Origin of the sequence: Nocardia colli (assembly GCF_008704205.1) — a bacterium.
Classification (GTDB): domain Bacteria; phylum Actinomycetota; class Actinomycetes; order Mycobacteriales; family Mycobacteriaceae; genus Nocardia; species Nocardia colli.
In genome coordinates, this window is sequence record NZ_VXLC01000008.1 from 215,536 (window position 1) to 232,079 (window position 16,544).

A 16,544-nucleotide genomic window follows, 5' to 3' on the forward strand; every position below is an offset into this window, starting at 1 on the left:
TGCGGCAATTCCTTTCAGAGGGCGACGACGGCGTCGCCGGTGAGTGTGACGGTGCCGTCGGCGAGGGTGACGGCGAGTTCGAGGGTGGCCCGGCGTTCGCCGTCCACGGTGTCGATCGAGACGACCTTGCCGGTCGCGGTGGGTTCGGCGTGCACCGGCGTGATGGCGGCGAAACGCACCCGGTAGCTCCGGATCGACTGCGGGTCAACCCAATCGGTGAGCAGCCGGCCGAGGTAGGCCATCGACAGCATGCCGTGCGCGAACACGTCGGGCAGCCCGGCGGACTTGGCCACGTCCAGGTCGATGTGGATCGGGTTGTGATCGCCGGAGGCGCCGGCGAACAGCGCCAACGTGGTCCGGGAGATCGGTTTCACCCGCAGCGGCGCGAGTTCGGTGCCGAGGTCGACGGATGCGAGGTCGGTCATTTCGCTGCCTCCGGGTTGCGCACGACGATCACGGATTTCAGTTCGGCGACCAGGGTGCCGTCGGCGCGGGTGACAGTGGAGGTCTTCTCGATGAACTCCAGCGCGCCGCCCTTCTTGGTGTAGACGTTGCCGATGGTCGGCGTCGCGGTGAGCACGTCACCCGCCACCGCGGTGGCGTGATAGATGAACGACTGCTCGCCGTGCAGCACCCGGCGCAGGTCGATGCCGAGGTCGGCCAGCCAGCTGAACGAATCGGGATTGTCCAGCTCGATGCCGAACAGGAAGGTCGGCGGCACCGGGAGATTCGGGTATCCCGCCGCTTTCGCCGCGTCGAGGTCGGTGAAGATCGGGTTCCGCTCGCCGATCGCCTGGGCGAAGAAGCGCAGCCGTCCGGCCTCCACGATCAGGGTGCTCGGCGGCAGCGGCTTGCCGATTACGCTCTGGTCCAACGGCATTCGGTCAGCTCACCTTCTCGTACAGGGTCACCACGGCCGCGCCGCCGAGCCCGATGTTGTGCTGCAGGGCGAGTTTCAGGTCATCGGCGACCTGCCGTCCCTCGGCCTGTCCGCGCAACTGCCAGACCAATTCGGCGCATTGCGCGAGCCCGGTCGCGCCGAGCGGATGCCCCTTGGACAGCAGCCCGCCGGACGGATTCGTGACGACCCGGCCGCCGTAGGTGTTGTCGCCGTCGTTGACGAACTTCTCCGCCGTGCCCTCGGGAGTGAGCCCGAGCGCCTCATAGGTGAGCAGTTCGTTGGCGGTGAAGCAGTCGTGCAGCTCGACCACCCTGATGTCCTCGGGCGAGACACCCGAGGCCGCGTAAACCTGTTGTGCCGCAGCCTTGGACATGTCGTAGCCGACGATCTTCGTCATGTCCTTCTCGGCGAAGGTGGACGGGAAGTCGGTGGTCATCGCCTGCGCCCGGATCACGATCGACGCGTCGATGCCGTTGGCCCTGGCGAAATCCTCGCTGACGATGACCGCCGCGGCCGCGCCACAGGTGGGCGGGCAGCATTGCAGCCGGGTGAGCGGGCCGTAGATGTGCGGCGAGGCAAGCACTTCGGCGACCGTGACCGGATCCGTGAACACCGCGAACGGATTGTTGGCCGCGTGCCTGCGCGACTTCACCGAGATCTTGGCGAAGGTTTCCGGTGCGGTGCCGTACTTTTCCGCGTACTGCCGCCCGGCCCCGCCGAACATCTGTGCCGCGAACGGGGATTCGTCGCGCTCCTGGATCTCGTCCATCACCTCGTCGAAGCGGGCGAACGGACTCGGCCGGTCGGCGTAGCCACGGGCCAGCGCGCCGCGCTGCATCTGCTCGAAGCCGACGGCGAGAACCGCTTCGGCGGCACCGGATTCCACCGCCTGGCGGGCGAGGAACAGGGCCGACGATCCGGTCGAGCAGTTGTTGTTGACGTTGATCACCGGGATGCCGGTCTGCCCGAGCCCGTAGATCACCGCCTGCCCGCAGGTCGAATCGCCGTAGACGTAGCCGGCGTAGGCCTGCTGGATCTGGGCGTAGTCGACGTCGGCATCGAGCAGCGCGGCCCGCGCGGCTCTCGTGCCCATGACGTCGTAGGTCTGGCTCCGGCTCGGCGTGGTGAACGGAATCATTCCCACACCGGCGACGACGGCGCGTCTGCTCATGTCGTTCCCATCAACGGTGACTAGCGGATATTCACTTATTGAACATCACCTGGCTCACACCTGGAAGAGCAATCAGCAAAGACGCTGGTCAGTGACCTTCATTACGCTATGGGCTATTCACTTAGCCGACTGTGGCAGGCCGCGGAAACGACTCGAGCCCCCGCATCTCGTCGAGAGATGCGGGGGCTCGGGTCATGTCCGGCGTCAGGCGTGCGGCGGATTGACCTCCCCGACAGCAGACCCGGAGCCATCTTCGGCTCTACTGAATACCGGCTGATGATGTACGTCACTGCTCTCGGCAGGCGTATACACCTGGATGGGAATGGTGTCATGGCTGAACAGCCCGGACCCTTGCCCGCTTTCCTGACTCATTCGTCGAGCCTCCTCCGATCGGCCGCGAATAGCCAATCCCCTCTATTCAACCCCTTCCGCGCGGAACCGCGCATGATCGGCGTCCCACTGGGATGTTGTCGTGTCCCGGCGCAGCCGATACGCGGTGCGGTCATGTCCCGTTGTACTGGCGTCCGCCTGCTGTTGCCGTGGCGGTGTCCGCGGCGCTGGTACCGTCGAGGCAAGAATCATCGTCGGCCATTTCTTCGGCCGATCATCGAGCTCGGTTCACCTGAGCAACGCCGATCACGACCCGAGTCGGCGGCCTGACCGGGCTTTCCTGCGCCTGCGCGCAGCCGATCCACCCGAAGAGGACCAATGGCTATCACCGACATTGCCGTGTACACGCACCTGAGCAAGGAAGACATCGAGGCGCTCGGCACCGAGCTCGACGCGATCCATCGCGACGTGAGCGAGTCGCTCGGCGGCCGCGACGCCGCCTACATCCGGCGCACCATTCGATTCCAGCGCGCCCTCGACATCGCGGCCCGGCTGCTGATCGCGGTGAATCGGAACAAGGCGACCTGGCTGCTCGGCACGGCGGCGCTGGCCGCGGCCAAGGCCGTCGAGAACATGGAGATCGGGCACAACGTCTCGCACGGCCAATGGGATTGGATGAACGACCCGGAGATCCACTCCAGCACCTGGGAATGGGACATGGTCGGGCTGTCTTCGCAGTGGCGGTACTCGCACAACTATCGCCACCACGTCTACACCAACGTGATCGACATGGACGACGACATCGGCTTCGGCGTGATGCGGGTGACCAGGGACCAGGAGTGGAACCCGAGCCATCTGCTGCAACCGCTGCAAAACCTGTTGCTGGCCACCACCTTCGAGTGGGGCATCGGCCTGCACGGCCTCTACGCCGACCGCGACCGGTTCGAGTCGAAGGCCGAAAAGACCGCGGTGACAATGGCTTTCCTGAAGAAGATCTCCCGCCAGGCGATCAAGGACTACGTGCTGTTCCCCGCGCTGAGCGGAAAGCGCTGGCGCCGCGCGTTGACCGCGAACCTCACCGCCAACGTCGTGCGCAATGCCTGGACGTACGTGGTCATCTTCTGCGGCCACTTCCCCGACGGCGCGGAGAAGTTCACCCCCGCCGCGCTCGAGGACGAGACGAAGTCCGAGTGGTACCTGCGCCAGATGCTCGGCACCGCGAACTTCGACGCCGGCCCGACCCTCGCCTTCGCCAGCGGAAACCTGTGCTACCAAATCGAACACCACCTGTTCCCGGACCTGCCGAGCAACCGCTACGCCGAGATCGCCGTCCGGGTGCGCGCGCTGTGTGACAAGTACGACCTGCCCTACACCAGCGGGTCCCTGCTGCGGCAGTACCTGCTCACCATGCGCACAATCCACAAGCTCGCGGTCCCCGACCGGTTCCTGATCGCCACCTCCGACGACGCGCCGGAGACCGCCTCGGAGCGCAAATTCCAGAACGGCGCCACCCTGGCTGTGTCCGAAATCACCGGCGCGGCAGAGGGTTTGCGCACCGCCCTGCACAACGGACGCCTGCGCCTCGAGCTGGAGGCCGGACTCAAGGGCGGCCGGTTGCGCCGGACCGCGCAGCGGGTGCGTTCGAATATCGAAGGCTCGCTGCGCAGGCCGGTCGCTACCACGTAATCGGCGTCAAGCGCCCGCCGGATGGCGCTTCGAACGTTTCCAGCCGAAGGTCAATTGGACTGCGCGCTGCCAGTTCTCGTACTCGTCGGCGCGATGTACCGGGTCCATCTGCGGACGCCATTGGGCGGCCAGCCGCCAGTTGTTGCGCAGACCCTCCAGATCGGGCCAGTACCCGACGGCCAGGCCGGCCGCGTATGCCGCACCGAGGGAAACGGTTTCGGCGTTGAACGGGCGCATGACGGGGACGTCGAGGACGTCGGCGACGATCTGCATGAGCAGGTTGTCGGAGGTCATCCCGCCGTCGACCCGCAGGGCGCGGGCTTGTAAACCGGAGTCGGCGTTCATCGCGTCGACCACCTCGCGGGTCTGCCACGCGGTCGCCTCCAGGACCGCGCGGGCCAGGTGGCCCTTGGTGATATAGGACGTCAGGCCGACGATGAGACCGCGGGCGTCGCTGCGCCAGTGCGGCGCGTACAGCCCGGAGAAGGCCGGCACGATGTAGCAGCCGCCGTTGTCTTGCACTGTGCGCGCGAGGGTTTCGATCTCCGGCGCGCTGGCGACCAGGCCGATGTTGTCACGCACCCACTGCACCAGCGAGCCGGTGACCGCGATCGGGCCCTCCAGTGCGTACACCGGCTTCTCGTCGCCGATCTGGTAGCCGATGGTGGTGAGCAGGCCGTGCGAGGACTGCACCAATTCGCGGCCGGTGTTCATCATGAGGAAGCCGCCGGTGCCGTAGGTGCATTTGGTTTCCCCACGCGCGAAACAGGTTTGGCCGAACAGCGCGGCATGCTGATCGCCGAGGGCGGCGGCGATCGGGATGCCGGGCACGACGCGGCGGGTGGTGCCGTAGGACGCGGTCGAGGGCTGGATGCGCGGTAGCATCGCCGCGGGGATGCCGAAGAAGCTCAGCAGTTCCGCGTCCCACTCGAGGGTGGCGAGGTTCATCAGCAGGGTGCGGCTGGCATTGGTGACGTCGGTGAGGTGCAGGCCGCCGTCCACCCCGCCGGTCAGGTTCCAGATCAGCCAGGTCTCCATGGTGCCGAATAGCACCTCGCCGCGTTCGGCCCGATCACGCAGGCCCGCAATGTTATCCAGCAGCCAGCGCAGCCGCGGCGCGGCGAAGTAGGTGGCCAGCGGCAACCCGGATAGCTCCCGGATATGTTGCGCGCCAGGCCTTTCCTCGAACTCGCGGACCAGATCCTCGCTGCGGGTGTCTTGCCAGACGATGGCCCGGCGGATCGGCGCGCCGGTGCGTCGATCCCACACCACCGTGGTCTCGCGCTGGTTCGCAATGCCAAGGGCCGCAATCTGATCCGCGGTGATGCCGGCGTCGCGCAGCGCCTGCGGCACGATCCGGTCGACATTGCGCCAGATCTCCATCGCGTCCTGCTCGACCCACCCGGGCCGCGGATAATGCTGCTGATGCTCGCGTTGCGCGACCGCGACCAGGCGTGCGCGCTGATCGAACAGGATGCACCTGGTGGAGGTGGTGCCCTGATCGATGGCGAGCACGAACCGCTGCGTCATCCGCGTCCTTTCCTGAGGTGAAACGGTGTGGTCAGTGTCCGGCGCCGAGATCGCGCGAGACCGCGTGCGCGGCGTCGCGCACGAGGGTGATCAACGCGGGACGGTGCCGTAATTGCGGGTCGCAGAGCCGGTCGACCGGTCCGCTGATGCCGATGGCGCCCACCACGAGTCCGCCGTGCGCGCGGATCGGCGCGGCGATGCCCGCCTCGCCCGGCCGGAACTCCTCGGTGTCCCCCGCCCAGCCGGCCTGCCGGACCGCGGCGAGGGCGCGATTGAGCGCGACCCGGTCGACGATGGTGCGCCGAGTGAGCGAGGGCAGGTCACCCCCGCGCACGGCAGCCGCGAGCTCCGCGTCGAAGGCGAGCAGCACCTTGCCGAGGGCGGTCGCATGGGGTGGTAAGAGTTCGCCCAGCTCGAGGGCCTGTTCGGTGTTGTCCGGACGGAACACGTGATGCACGACGACTACTGCTCCGTCGAAGGGGGGACGGTTGCCGGCGAAGCCGGCGGGGTGGGTGAACGCTGTCGCACCGATGCGGACCGCCTCGCCGGTGCGGGCGGCCAGCGCGTCGGCCCAGTTGATCGCGCGCGAGCGCAGCTCATTGGCATCCAGATAGCTGGTGCCGAGGTGGAGCAGCGCCGCGCCGAGTTGATACTTGCCGGTCGCCGAATCCTGCTCGACGAAGCCGACACCCTGCAGGGTGCGCAGGATGCCGTGTGCGGTGGGTTTGGCCAGGTCGAGTGCGCCGGCGATCTCGCCGACGCCGAGGCGGCCCGCGCCGCGGGCGAGCAGCCGCAGAATGGCCGCCGCTCGTTCGATCGATTGGATCGGACCGGGCATGAACCGAAACCTAACCTCTCGGTTCGACAATGTCGAACACCTAGTAAACGGAGAGCAACACACCCGGCGCGCCGGTGTGACGTGCGTCATGTCGACCCCCTCGGGCGCCCGACAGTAGTGGCAGCGGCCACCCGCAGCCAGCCCGACCGTTCAGCATTGTCGAACGTGTCCTATGTGCCTGGAGTTAATCCCGTCGTAACGTCGAGGTCCGCAAGGTCGCGACCGCGGCCGGCAGGGCGAACGGAGACTCAACGGTGAACTTCGGCTCGATCTTCCTGAGTGAAGCACTCGGCACGGGAATGCTGGTGCTACTCGGTGTCGGCGTAGTCGCGAATGTGTTGCTGACCAAATCCAAGGGATTCGACGGCGGCTGGCTACTGATCAATTTCGGGTGGGGACTCGGCGTGCTCGCCGGCGTCTATGTCGCGTATAAAACGGGCGGCCACCTCAATCCCGCGTACACGATCGGCGTGCTGTTCAGCGGCGCGGACGAGTACACCCCCGGCGTCGAGGTCACCGTCGCCACCACACTCGCTTATATCCTCGGCCAGCTGGCCGGCGCGTTCGTCGGCGCGAACCTCGCCTACGTCGCCTACAAGCGGCACTTCGACGAGGAGACCGACGCGGAGAAGAAGCTCGGCGTCTTCGCCACCGGCCCGGCGATCCGCAACCTGCCCTGGAACTTCGCCACCGAGGTGGTCGCCACCTTCGCCCTCGTGCTGGTGCTGCTGGCCATGGGCCACACCGCGACCGGACTCGGCCCGCTCGCCGCGGCGTTGCTGGTCGTCGGCATCGGCGCCTCGCTCGGCGGGCCGACCGGCTACGCCATCAACCCGGCCCGCGATCTCGGCCCCCGGCTGGCGCACGCGCTGCTGCCGGTGCACAAGACCACGGCGGTGCGCGAGCCCGCGACCGTCGGCGGCCGCTCGGCCGAACCGCTCGCCGATCCCGGCCCGGCCCAGGTGCCCGCGGGCAAGAACTCCGACTGGGGATACGCCTGGGTGCCGATCGCCGGTCCCCTGCTGGGCGGCGTGCTGGCAGGATTGGCCGCACAGGTCCTTTTCTGAATCTCTTTCTCTCTCCGTAGTTTTCTTTCGAAAGGACCACGATGAGCCAGTACGTAGGCGCCATCGACCAGGGCACCACCAGCACCCGCTTCATGGTGTTCGATCACAGCGGCAACGAGGTCGCCCGCCACCAGCTCGAGCATCAGCAGATCCTGCCGCAGGCGGGCTGGGTGGAGCACGATCCGACCGAGATCTGGGAGCGCACCCGCGCGGTCATCCAGAGCACGCTCACCAAGGCCGATCTCCAGGCGAGCGACCTGGCCGCGGTCGGCGTCACCAACCAGCGCGAAACCACGGTGGTGTGGAACCGCAACACCGGGCGCCCCTACTGCAACGCCATCGTCTGGCAGGACACCCGCACCGACCGCATCGCCGCCGAGCTGGAGCGGGCCGGCCACGGCGACACCATCCGGCACAAGGCCGGATTGCCCCCCGCCACTTACTTTTCCGGCGGCAAGCTGCGCTGGATCCTGGACAATGTCGCCGGCGTCGCGGAAGCGGCCGAGCGCGGCGAGGCGATCTTCGGCACCACCGACAGCTGGCTGCTGTGGAACCTGACCGGCGGCGTGGACGGCGGGGTGCACGTCACCGACCCGACCAACGCCAGCCGCACCATGCTGATGGACCTGGAGACGCTGGACTGGGACGACGAACTGCTGTCCATCTTCGGCATTCCGCGGTCCATGCTGCCCACCATCGCGCCGTCGTCGAACCCGGAACTGTTCGGAAAGACCAGGGCCGACGGGCCTTTCGGCGGCGAGGTGCCGCTGTCGGGCGTGCTCGGCGATCAGCAGGCGGCCACCGTCGGGCAGGTGTGTTTCCGGCCCGGCGAGGCGAAGAACACCTACGGCACCGGAAACTTCTTGCTGCTCAACACCGGTGAGGAGATCGTGCGGTCGCAGCACGGGCTGCTCACCACGGTCGCCTACCAGCTCGGCGACGCCAAGCCGGTGTACGCGCTGGAGGGTTCGATCGCGGTGACCGGCTCGGCGGTGCAGTGGCTGCGCGATCAGCTGGGCATCATTTCCGGTGCGTCGCAAAGCGAATCGCTGGCCAGGCAGGTCGAGGACAACGGAGGCGTGTACTTCGTGCCCGCGTTCTCCGGCCTGTTCGCGCCGTACTGGCGCTCGGACGCGCGCGGCGCGATCGTCGGGTTGTCCCGGTTCAGCACCAACGCCCATCTGGCGCGGGCGACGCTGGAATCCATTTGCTACCAGACCCGTGACGTCGTCGAGGCGATGCAGGCCGACTCCGGTGTGCCGCTGGATGTGCTGCGGGTGGACGGCGGCGTCACCGCCAACGAGCTGTGCATGCAGATCCAGGCCGACTTCCTCGGCGTGCCGGTGTCGCGGCCGGTGGTCGCCGAGACCACCGCGCTCGGCGCCGCCTACGCGGCCGGGCTGGCGGTCGGATTCTGGAGCAGCACAGACGAACTCGTGCAGAACTGGCACGAATACAAGCGCTGGAACCCCACCTGGTCCGAGGAGCAGCGCGAACGCGGCTATGCCCGCTGGCAGAAGGCCGTGTCGCGCACCCTCGACTGGATAGACGTAGACGACTGAGTCGCCGACGCGAATATCACTGAAACAAGGAGAGATTCATGTCTGCACGACTAGACCCCGCCTACCGCGCCGAGGCCATCGACGCGCTGGGCGACGAAGAGATCGATGTGCTGGTGATCGGCGGCGGCGTGGTCGGCGCCGGCGCCGCACTGGACGCCGCTTCCCGCGGCCTGAGCGTCACCCTGGTGGAAGCCAGGGACTTCGCGGCGGGCACCTCCAGCCGCTCCAGCAAGCTCATCCACGGCGGGCTGCGCTACCTCGAACAGCTCGACTTCTGGCTGGTGCGTGAGGCGTTGAAGGAACGCGGCCTGCTGCTGAACAAGCTGGCGCCGCACCTGGTGCGCCCGGTGTCGTTCCTGCTGCCGCTGCAGCATCGGGTGTGGGAGCGCGCGTACATCGGTGCGGGCGTTGCCCTGTACGACACGATCGGTGGCGCACGCGCGTTGCCGATGCACCGGCACCTGTCCCGCACGCGCGCACTGGAATTGGCGCCCGCGCTGCGCGAGGACTCGATGACCGGGGCGATCCGCTACTTCGACGCGCAGGTCGACGACGCGCGGCACACCATGACGATCGCCCGCACCGCGGCCCAGCACGGCGCGACCGTGCTGACCCGCACCAAGGTGACCGGGCTGCTGCGCGACGGCGACCGGGTCGTCGGCGCGCACGTCACCGATCTGGAGACCGGGTGCGAGTACACCGTGCGCGCCCGCCGGGTGATCAGCGCGACCGGTGTGTGGACCGACGAGATGAACAAAATGACGGGCGTCGAATTCCCGTTCCACGTGCGCACTTCCAAGGGCGTGCACATCCTGGTGCCGCGCGAGCGGCTGGACCTGGACACCGGGTTGATCATGCGCACGGAGAAGAGCGTGCTGTTCGTCATCCCGTGGCACCAGCACTGGATCATCGGCACCACGGACACGGATTGGTCGCTGGACAAGGATCATCCGGCCGCGAGCAACGCCGACGTGCAGTACATCCTCGATCACGTCAACGCGGTGCTGCGCGAGCCGCTGACCCGCGACGACATCGTCGGCACCTACGCCGGACTGCGCCCGCTGGTGTCCGGCGCGTCCAGTGACACCGCGAAGCTGTCGCGGGAACACGCTGTGGCGGAACCGGTTCCGGGCCTGTTCGTGATCGCGGGCGGCAAGTACACCACCTACCGGGTGATGGCCGCCGATGTGGTGGACGCGGCGGTGCAGGGTCTGGGCCGCGCGGTCGCGCCGTCGGTGACCGACAAGCTACCGCTGCTGGGTGCGGTCGGCTACCAGGAGATGGCCGCCGATCTGGACAGCGTCGCGCAGCGCGCCGGGCTGTCGAAGGCGACCGTCGAGCATCTGCTCGGCCGGTACGGCTCTGCTGTGCACGACCTGTTCGAGCTGATCGCCGAGGATTCCACGCTGGCCCAGCCGCTCGCGGGCGCCGAGGAGTACCTCGCCGCCGAGATCGTCTACGCGGTAACTCATGAGGGCGCACTGCATCTCGACGACGTGCTCACCCGCCGCACCCGCATCTCCATCGAGGCCTCGGATCGCGGCTTGCTGGCCGCCCCCGAGGTCGCCATGTTGATCGGCGCCCGCCTCGGCTGGGATGCCGCCGACGCCGAGCGCGAGCTCACCCGCTACCGGGACCGCGTCGAGGCCGAACTGGCCGCCAACCAGGCCGCCGATGACGAAGCGGCGAACGCCGCCCGCCTGGTCGCCGTCGCCTGATTCCGCGCCCGCCGGCGAGCTCGAACCTGTTGTCAGGCCTGTTGTTTCGGCCGAACATCGAGCTCGCCGGCCGGACACACCGCCGACGCTGTCGCGAGCTACAGGCGCAGGTACAGCAGACCGGCGGCGGTCGTGCGGAATCCACAAGCTTCGAGGTAGAAGGGGCGTAACCGCTCTTCGAAGTCGACGTGCAGCCAGGTGCAGCCTGCTCGGCGGGCGGCTTCGGCGGCGCTGCGGACGAGTGCGGTGCCGATGCCGTTGTGCTGGTGGTCGGGGCGGACCTTGGGATCGAGCAGGAAGGCGTGCTCGGCGCCGTCCCAGGCGACGTTCACGAAGCCGATCAGTGCCGCGCCGGAACGAGCGGTCGTCCAACCGAGGCTGTGCGTGCGGACGCGATCCCACCAGCCCGCTTCTGCGTTCCCGCCGTGGGATCGGGTCAGTTCGACGACCTCGTCGTCGGTGAGTTCGCCTCGCCACCGATAGTCGATGCCCATGCTGCCCTTCGGTTCGCCTGCGGTTTCGGATTGGACGATAGGGAGATGTTCAGTCTCGCTCCAGCGAATAAACGCAGGGTTGACCTCAACTTCGGTTCAGGGTGGACGATCGAGGTATGACGAGATCAGCTGAGTTCTGGAATGCCGCTTATGACAACGATGTCGCGCCGTGGGTGATCGGTGAACCGCAGGCTGCGATCGTCGCGCTGGAGCGCGACGGCTGGATACGCGGGCGGGTGCTCGATCCCGGTTCGGGGGCGGGTGAGCACACGATTCTGCTGACCAAGCTCGGGTACGACGTGCTCGGTATCGATCTGTCGTCGAGTGCGGTCGAGTTCGCGCGGGGAAACGCTGCGGCGCAAGGAGTTCCGGCCGCGAAGTTCGAGGTCGCCGATGCCATCGCGTTCGGTGTCGCCGAGGACGCACCGGTGTTCGACACGATCGTGGACAGTGCGCTGTTCCACGTCTTCGGAACCGAGCCCGAGCCGCGCGCCGCGTACGTGCGCAGTCTGCACGCGCTCTGCAAGCCGGGCGGGCTGGTCAATATCCTGGCGCTGTCGGATGCCGGACCCGGTTTCGGGCCGCAGATCAGCGACTCGGTGATTCGCGAATCTTTCGCCGACGGTTGGGAATTGGAAGATATCCAGCCCGCCTACTATCGGGGCAGGGTTACCGCGTCAGCGCTCGAGCAGAACCCGGACATCGGGGTGTCCGAGGGCAGTTCCATCGATGTCATCGCCTGGCTGGCCCGCATCCGGCGCGTCTAGCACCGGTCGGGTACGTCCGGTACCTGGGTAGCGCAAGGCAGCGTGGTGGTTTGGCTCTCCGGGGTGAGGCGCGTCCGGTCCGACCTTCATAGCCTGAGTCCTACCGACTGCGGGAGGACGAAATGCGCAGGTACATCTGCACTCTAGTGTGCGCCACCGCCGCACTGACGCTGTCCGCGTGCGGAACCGCGGATCACCCGGACACCGCAACTCCGTCCAGCTACGCCGAAGTGCGAAACATATTGCAACGGTTGACCACTGCCGACGGCGCACCGGGAGTCCTGATCGAGGTGCGCGACGCGCACGGCCGGACCGTATTGACCAGCGGCGTCGCGAACCTCGAAACCCGGGCGCCGGTCGCGGCGGACAGCCGGTTCCGCATCGGCAGCATGACCAAGATGTTCGTGGCCACCGTGGTGCTGCAACTCGTGGGCGAGCACCGGGTGGCCCTCGACGCTCCGGTCGAGCAGTACCTGCCCGGCGTGCTTCGCAACGGCGGGCAGGGCGTCACGGTGCGGCAGTTGCTCCAGCACACCGGCGGGCTGCCCGACTACCTGGGCTATCTGTCCGTCGAGCAGGTCCTGAAAGATCCACTCACACATCATGATCCATTGGAACTGGTGAACCTCGCGCTGGACCAGCCGCCGTCGTTCCCGCCGGGCACGGGCTGGGCGTACTCCAACACCGACTACCTACTGGCGGGACTTCTCATCGAGAAGGCCACCGGCCGACCGTACGCGGACGCGATCGACCAGCGCATCATTCGGCCGCTCGGCCTGCGCGACACTTCCGTACCCGGGGACGAACCGAGCATCGCGGGCAATCATCCGCGGGGTTACCACCGCATGGGCGGCGCCGATCCGGTCGACATCTCCGAGTTCAATCCGTCGGTCGCGGGCGCGGCAGGCGGGATGATCTCCAGCGCAACGGATTTGAATCAGTTCCTCGACGCCCTGCTGAACGGCCGCCTGCTCGGCCAACCGGAGCTTCAGGCGATGATGACGACCCGGCCGACAGGCAATTCCTTCGACGATGCCTACGGTCTGGGTTTGCAGAGCACGCCGCTGCCCTGCGGCGGCCGGTACTGGGGGCACGACGGCGGCATCCCCGGCTTCCAGACGATGGGCGTGATCACGACCGACGGCCGCAGCGCAACCGTGATGACCAACCTCTACCCGGGCGAAAGCGACGCACAGGACGCGGACATCCGGGCCGTCCTCGCCACCGCGCTGTGTGCGGCCGCCCCCGCGAAACCCGGTGCCTAGCCGTCCATTCCGCTGTGCCCGTCCGGGGTCGACTCGTCGGTTTCGAGTTCGGCCCCCTGCGGATGCTCGTCGGCGTGTGTCGCCTTGGAATGCTCTGCCGCGAAATCCGGCTCCTGCTGTTGTATTTCGGCCGTCGTCCGATCCTTCTCCGGTCCACTCATGCCGGCCGGATACCCGGTCTTGATCCGGGCATGCAGATGCATGTCGTGCCAACCGTCGGCGTGCAGGCCCGCGCTGCGCATGGTCCCCTCCAGCGTGAAGCCGAGCTTGGCTGCCACCCGGCAGGACGGCTGGTTCGCCACCGAGTGGGACAGCTGGAGTCGATGGAACCCGACCGCGAAAGCCCAGTTCGTCATCGCGAGGACCGCGCGCGGCGTGACGGCTCGACCGCGGGCGGCGGGCATCGTCCAGTAGGCGACCTCGGCCACGCCGCCGGCCAGCTCCAGGTTCTTCAACGCCGCCCGGCCGACGAGCCGGCCGGTGTCGAGGTCAGAAACCGCCCAATTGGCGGCGGTGCCCGTGCTCCAGGCCTGCGCCCACCGTTCGAGCCAGTCCCGCACCTCGGCGACCGAGCCCGAGCTGCGGACATGCCAGCGCTGGATCGCGGGATCGCGGTATGCCTCGAAAACCGCAGGCGCGTCGTCGGCCGTCCACGGTCGAAGGAGCAACCCGTCGCCGGTGGCGATGTCCGGCTGTGCCGACTGAGTGAACCGCTCGGCGGCGACCAAGTCGCCGGTCAACACTGGCATGCGTCGATTCTTCCCGCCCGTGCCGCACGCGACGCAAGAAACGTGCTCATGATCCGGCGATCGCGCGGGGACCTCGCGTGTACCGGATCGACTACTGGTCGGGCGTCCGAAATGATCTAGGGTCGGGGTTATGGAAACGCTGGATGTGGTCGAGGCCGAGCGGGTTTCCGCGCTGCTGGCGGCGGAGGCAAAAGCGGTCGCGTTGTTCGACGAGGTGATCGCGCGCGGGATCATCGCCCCGGGGAAGTACGAATCGGAGGTCAGCGACGAGGTGCGCGACCTCGCCGACGAGATGTTCGGCACCCGGCGGTTCTGGCACAAGCGGATCGTGCGATCCGGGATCAACACGCTCGAGCCGTACGACGCGAAGCCGCCGGACCGGATCATCGGCGCGGACGACATCTGCTTCCTGGACTTCGGGCCGATCTTCGCCGAATGGGAGGCCGACTTCGGCCGCACCTATGTGCTCGGCGACGATCCGGCCAAGCTGAAGTTGCGCGACGCGCTGGAACCGTTCTGGGAAGCGGGCCGAGCCTACTTCGAGGCGCATCCCGACATCACCGGCGAACAGCTCTTCGCCTGGGTCACCGAGCAGGCGAAGGCGCAGGGCTGGGAGGTGACCGCGAAGATCGCCGGGCACCTGGTGGGCGAGTTCCCGCACAAGCAGATCTCCGGCACCGCGGTGACCTCCTACGTCGCGACCGGCTCGACCCCGCCGATGCGGCGCCTCGATCCCAAGGGCCGGATCTGCCATTGGATCCTGGAGATCCACTTGGTGGACAGCGTGAACCAGATCGGCGGCTTCTTCGAGCAGCTGCTCGACATCCGGCCGCCGGTCTAGTCGCTCAGCGCTCCGCGGCGGCCGCGATGTCGTCGAGGTCGCGGCGGAGCATGCGCCGGGTCGGTCCCTCGAGCAGCTTGCCGATAAAGGCGGCCACCCGGCCGACCTTGCCGTGCGGCGTCCCTTCGAAACCCATTGCCAGCAGGGTGTTGTTGCCCTTGGCCGTGAGGGTGAAGATCGATCGGTAGTGGGTGCCGTGCGAGTCGGCTTCCGTGGTGTAGGACTGGCCGGGCACGATGGCCGTCACGGTCATCGTCTCGGTGGCGGACTTGCCGAGCATGACCCGGGTCTCGCGCCAGCTGGTGCCGACCCCGAAACCGGTGCCGCTGTCGACGCGTTCCAGCTTGGTGATCCCCCGGATGACCTCGGCGGTGCGGTCGAGGTCGGTGATCACCGACCAGACCTGCTCCGGCGGGACGGCGATCTCGCGGGTAACCGTGATCATGGACAAAACGCGCCTCCTTCGACCGCCGACACCGGCCGCATTCGGCCGAACTACCGGGCAAGTTCTATCACAGCACGGGCCGGTCGAGCGCCGCGAGCAGGTCGTTCGCGGCGAGCGATCCGGGCGCCCGGCCGTCGCGGGCGAAGGAGTTGGCCAGCAGATGGATCCGCTCGTTGACCGGGGTCGGCACCCCGTGCAGGCGGCCGAGGAGCACGATTTCGCCGTTGAGGTAGTCGGTTTCGATGGTGCCGGTGCCGCGGGCCAGGCTCTGCCACGACGAACTGCCGGACCGGCGGGCGCTGTCGATCTTCAGGATGTCACCGCGCCGGGCCCGGTCTTCGGCCGGCGACACGAACGGGATGCCCGCCGCGTCAAGGACTTTCATGCCCTCGGCCTGAGCGAGTTCGAGCAGCTCGGCAACGCCGTCGCCCGGCTGGACCGTCGCGTCGATCGCGTTGCCGAGGTTCATCAGCAGCTTGTGGTACTTCCAGCGCATGACGTCGGCCCGCGGCTCGGACTGGCAGCCCGCCGAACGGAACGCCGCCGCAATGGATTCCGCCGTCTCGTCCACGCCTGCGGGGTATCGGCCGAGATCGAGGATGGCGGGCACCGGCCACGCGTACGGCTCTACCACGCCCGGCTCCAGGTGCGTGCTCGGGAACATCACGCAGACGCCGTACACATTCGGGAACAGCCGCAACGCGGCGCGCTCGTTGGCGACGCCGTTCTGCACGCAGACGATCGGCGTCGCCGGATCGACCACCGCGGCCAGGTCCCGCAGTGCCGCTTCGGTATTCATGCTCTTCATCGCCAGCAGCACCACGTCGCCGGGCGCGCTGTCGAGTTCGGCCGGGCTCGCCACCGCCTCGATCGGCAACGACTCGGCACCGTCGCCGGTCACCAGGCGCAGCCCGTCCGCTCGAATCGCGTCCAGATGCGGCCCGCGCGCGATGAGCACGACCTCGTGCCCCGCCCGGTGCAGCAGCCCGCCGAGGCTGCCGCCGACCGCACCCGCCCCGTACACAATGAACCGCTTGGTAGCCATGCCCCGAGCCTGCCAGTTCGAGCCCGATGCCGCCCGTTCAGCCGGCCGCGACCCACTCGGCCTGCTCGCGGTCGCCCGCTCAGGCGGCCCGGATCAGTAGGATCGGTTCCGCTGTCGGGTGGGGTTCCACTCCAG

Annotated in this window: 16 protein-coding genes; 7 read left to right on the forward strand and 9 right to left on the reverse strand. The window is 67.8% G+C overall.

The features are described 5' to 3' along the window. Positions 1-14: 14 nt before the first annotated feature. Genes F3087_RS19940 through F3087_RS19950 form a run of 3 tightly spaced genes read right to left on the reverse strand, consistent with a single transcriptional unit; the run spans position 15 to position 2,072 of the window. Positions 15-425, reverse strand: a complete 411-nt coding sequence (locus F3087_RS19940; protein ID WP_150403507.1) for a MaoC/PaaZ C-terminal domain-containing protein — start codon at positions 423-425, stop codon at positions 15-17. After that, the gene (locus F3087_RS19945) at positions 422-880 is read right to left on the reverse strand and encodes a MaoC family dehydratase N-terminal domain-containing protein (protein WP_150403508.1); all 459 of its coding nucleotides are present in this window, start codon (positions 878-880) and stop codon (positions 422-424) included. Before F3087_RS19945 ends, F3087_RS19940 begins: the two co-directional genes overlap by 4 nt. Before the next feature lie 4 nt (positions 881-884). Continuing rightward, complete coding sequence (locus F3087_RS19950; RefSeq protein ID WP_150403509.1) at positions 885-2,072, reverse strand: lipid-transfer protein; 1,188 nt, start codon at positions 2,070-2,072, stop codon at positions 885-887. A gap of 708 nt (positions 2,073-2,780) precedes the next feature. On the opposite strand from F3087_RS19950, the gene F3087_RS19955 reads away from it, so the two are divergent. Beyond that, a complete protein-coding gene (locus F3087_RS19955; RefSeq protein WP_150403510.1) occupies positions 2,781-4,088 on the forward strand; it encodes a fatty acid desaturase family protein in 1,308 nt (435 codons plus the stop codon). 6 nt (positions 4,089-4,094) lie between these two features. Here F3087_RS19955 and glpK (F3087_RS19960) read toward each other — a convergent pair whose 3' ends face one another. Continuing rightward, complete coding sequence (glpK, locus tag F3087_RS19960; RefSeq protein ID WP_150403511.1) at positions 4,095-5,618, reverse strand: glycerol kinase GlpK; 1,524 nt, start codon at positions 5,616-5,618, stop codon at positions 4,095-4,097. A 31-nt stretch (positions 5,619-5,649) separates the two neighbouring features. Beyond that, positions 5,650-6,456, reverse strand: a complete 807-nt coding sequence (locus F3087_RS19965) for an IclR family transcriptional regulator (RefSeq protein WP_150403512.1) — start codon at positions 6,454-6,456, stop codon at positions 5,650-5,652. Positions 6,457-6,710: 254 nt separating this feature from the next. Here F3087_RS19965 and F3087_RS19970 point away from each other — a divergent pair, with 254 nt between their 5' ends. From F3087_RS19970 to glpD, 3 genes are read left to right on the forward strand one after another with little or no spacing between them, the layout of a single operon-like run. Continuing rightward, positions 6,711-7,523 (forward strand): MIP/aquaporin family protein, encoded by an 813-nt coding sequence (locus F3087_RS19970; protein WP_150403513.1) that lies wholly within the window; start codon positions 6,711-6,713, stop codon positions 7,521-7,523. A 41-nt stretch (positions 7,524-7,564) separates the two neighbouring features. Continuing rightward, the gene (gene glpK / locus F3087_RS19975; RefSeq protein WP_150403514.1) at positions 7,565-9,085 is read left to right on the forward strand and encodes a glycerol kinase GlpK; all 1,521 of its coding nucleotides are present in this window, start codon (positions 7,565-7,567) and stop codon (positions 9,083-9,085) included. A 38-nt stretch (positions 9,086-9,123) separates the two neighbouring features. Continuing rightward, entirely contained in the window at positions 9,124-10,803 is a 1,680-nt protein-coding gene (gene glpD / locus F3087_RS19980; protein WP_150403515.1) for a glycerol-3-phosphate dehydrogenase, read from the forward strand. A 98-nt stretch (positions 10,804-10,901) separates the two neighbouring features. On the opposite strand, the gene F3087_RS19985 is transcribed toward glpD, so the two are convergent. Beyond that, positions 10,902-11,297, reverse strand: coding sequence for a GNAT family N-acetyltransferase (locus F3087_RS19985; RefSeq protein ID WP_150403516.1), 396 nt, complete (start codon positions 11,295-11,297; stop codon positions 10,902-10,904). Between the two features lie 116 nt (positions 11,298-11,413). Between F3087_RS19985 and F3087_RS19990 the strand changes: the two genes are divergently transcribed. After that, positions 11,414-12,064 (forward strand): class I SAM-dependent methyltransferase, encoded by a 651-nt coding sequence (locus F3087_RS19990; protein WP_150403517.1) that lies wholly within the window; start codon positions 11,414-11,416, stop codon positions 12,062-12,064. 122 nt (positions 12,065-12,186) lie between these two features. After that, positions 12,187-13,329: a serine hydrolase domain-containing protein gene (locus tag F3087_RS19995; protein ID WP_150403518.1), complete on the forward strand. Its 1,143-nt coding sequence runs from the start codon at positions 12,187-12,189 to the stop codon at positions 13,327-13,329. Here the strand turns inward: F3087_RS19995 and F3087_RS20000 are convergent. Next, on the reverse strand, positions 13,326-14,078 hold the full coding sequence (locus tag F3087_RS20000; protein WP_150403519.1) for a GNAT family N-acetyltransferase: 753 nt from the start codon (positions 14,076-14,078) through the stop codon (positions 13,326-13,328). The two genes, F3087_RS19995 and F3087_RS20000, sit on opposite strands and share 4 nt — an antisense overlap. Before the next feature lie 139 nt (positions 14,079-14,217). On the opposite strand from F3087_RS20000, the gene F3087_RS20005 reads away from it, so the two are divergent. Further along, positions 14,218-14,919, forward strand: coding sequence for a M24 family metallopeptidase (locus F3087_RS20005; protein ID WP_396897570.1), 702 nt, complete (start codon positions 14,218-14,220; stop codon positions 14,917-14,919). Positions 14,920-14,923: 4 nt separating this feature from the next. Here the strand turns inward: F3087_RS20005 and F3087_RS20010 are convergent, their stop codons facing one another. Together F3087_RS20010 and F3087_RS20015 are read right to left on the reverse strand one after the other, a co-directional pair. Further along, a complete protein-coding gene (locus tag F3087_RS20010) occupies positions 14,924-15,364 on the reverse strand; it encodes an SRPBCC family protein (RefSeq protein ID WP_150403521.1) in 441 nt (146 codons plus the stop codon). A 67-nt stretch (positions 15,365-15,431) separates the two neighbouring features. Further along, complete coding sequence (locus F3087_RS20015) at positions 15,432-16,409, reverse strand: ketopantoate reductase family protein (RefSeq protein WP_150403522.1); 978 nt, start codon at positions 16,407-16,409, stop codon at positions 15,432-15,434. Between the last annotated feature and the right edge of the window lie 135 nt (positions 16,410-16,544).

What these genes read in the sequence shown, in the direction of transcription:
- F3087_RS19940 (WP_150403507.1), bottom strand. Translation starts at nt 425, where the DNA reads ATGACCGACCTCGCATCCGTCGACCTCGGCACCGAACTCGCGCCGCTG.
- F3087_RS19945 (WP_150403508.1), bottom strand. Translation starts at nt 880, where the DNA reads ATGCCGTTGGACCAGAGCGTAATCGGCAAGCCGCTGCCGCCGAGCACC.
- F3087_RS19950 (WP_150403509.1), bottom strand. Translation starts at nt 2,072, where the DNA reads ATGAGCAGACGCGCCGTCGTCGCCGGTGTGGGAATGATTCCGTTCACC.
- F3087_RS19955 (WP_150403510.1), top strand. Translation starts at nt 2,781, where the DNA reads ATGGCTATCACCGACATTGCCGTGTACACGCACCTGAGCAAGGAAGAC.
- glpK (WP_150403511.1), bottom strand. Translation starts at nt 5,618, where the DNA reads ATGACGCAGCGGTTCGTGCTCGCCATCGATCAGGGCACCACCTCCACC.
- F3087_RS19965 (WP_150403512.1), bottom strand. Translation starts at nt 6,456, where the DNA reads ATGCCCGGTCCGATCCAATCGATCGAACGAGCGGCGGCCATTCTGCGG.
- glpK (WP_150403514.1), top strand. Translation starts at nt 7,565, where the DNA reads ATGAGCCAGTACGTAGGCGCCATCGACCAGGGCACCACCAGCACCCGC.
- glpD (WP_150403515.1), top strand. Translation starts at nt 9,124, where the DNA reads ATGTCTGCACGACTAGACCCCGCCTACCGCGCCGAGGCCATCGACGCG.
- F3087_RS19985 (WP_150403516.1), bottom strand. Translation starts at nt 11,297, where the DNA reads ATGGGCATCGACTATCGGTGGCGAGGCGAACTCACCGACGACGAGGTC.
- F3087_RS19990 (WP_150403517.1), top strand. Translation starts at nt 11,414, where the DNA reads ATGACGAGATCAGCTGAGTTCTGGAATGCCGCTTATGACAACGATGTC.
- F3087_RS19995 (WP_150403518.1), top strand. Translation starts at nt 12,187, where the DNA reads ATGCGCAGGTACATCTGCACTCTAGTGTGCGCCACCGCCGCACTGACG.
- F3087_RS20000 (WP_150403519.1), bottom strand. Translation starts at nt 14,078, where the DNA reads ATGCCAGTGTTGACCGGCGACTTGGTCGCCGCCGAGCGGTTCACTCAG.
- F3087_RS20010 (WP_150403521.1), bottom strand. Translation starts at nt 15,364, where the DNA reads ATGATCACGGTTACCCGCGAGATCGCCGTCCCGCCGGAGCAGGTCTGG.
- F3087_RS20015 (WP_150403522.1), bottom strand. Translation starts at nt 16,409, where the DNA reads ATGGCTACCAAGCGGTTCATTGTGTACGGGGCGGGTGCGGTCGGCGGC.